General features: G+C 61.4%; 1 protein-coding gene. It reads right to left on the minus strand.

The window, feature by feature from the left end; translation table 11 throughout:
- On the minus strand, window positions 1-428 hold a 428-nt coding region (locus tag BW33_RS21580; RefSeq protein WP_047601093.1), incomplete at both ends, for a hypothetical protein.

Here is a 428-nt window from a genome sequence, read left to right on the forward strand (position 1 = left end):
TAGCAATAACTGACCAGCGTTTGCTCGGTGCGCCAGTCGCTGTCGCGCCAAACCTGATAATCAACGCCGATCAGATGCGCCCGGTCATAGCGCAACAGCAGCGACCGACCCGCGCCATTGTCCAAGCGGAAAACCCGCTGCTGATGATCGCGAGAAACGGTCAGACGGTTGCCATACGCATCACTGACCGCCACCAATCGCCCAGCGCGAAAGTGATAAAACCGCGCCGCATCCCCCGCCAGCGCGAGGATCAATTCCTCCGGCTCATCGCCGAGAAAAATCGCCGCCCGTGACAGGCTGTTGTGAATCTGCGGCCGCTCAACACTGGGCAACGGAAACCGCGTGCGGCGGTTCTCGTGATCGACCCAGATCACCGCATCGCCATCGAACTCCAGCCGATGCGCCAGCGAATGACTCCAGCCTGCGGC

This window comes from Pseudomonas sp. RIT288 (assembly GCF_000631985.1).
Lineage (GTDB): Bacteria > Pseudomonadota > Gammaproteobacteria > Pseudomonadales > Pseudomonadaceae > Aquipseudomonas.